A 318-nucleotide genomic window follows, 5' to 3' on the forward strand; every position below is an offset into this window, starting at 1 on the left:
AACGTGCAGGGCATAGCCCAGTTTAAGGTGGAGATGAATTGCCATCGAATTTGTAAAAATATTTTTGTAGAACGGCGAATATATGTTCTTTTTGGCTGTTCTGTAGTATCATGAAGAAAAGAAGGTGGTGAACAGGATGACAAAAGGAAAAGAATATGCAACCTATCAAATTTGGATCAAGAAAGGTCATAAATTGTACGCCTACTTTATGGAAATGTGTAAGAATGCAAAAAATCTCTACAATACAACAAACTTCTACATTCGCCAAGTGTATACGGCTTTACGTACAGAGAAAACTCTACAGCCCCTTCAACAAGA

1 pseudogene is annotated in these 318 nt (G+C 36.8%); it reads left to right on the top strand.

What is annotated here, in order from left to right:
- Positions 1-136 precede the first annotated feature (136 nt).
- Positions 137-318: pseudogene (locus tag V7183_RS23595) on the top strand (RNA-guided endonuclease InsQ/TnpB family protein); the annotation flags it as partial.

It is taken from the genome of Bacillus sp. JJ1127 (assembly GCF_036965845.1).
Lineage (GTDB): Bacteria > Bacillota > Bacilli > Bacillales > Bacillaceae_G > Bacillus_A.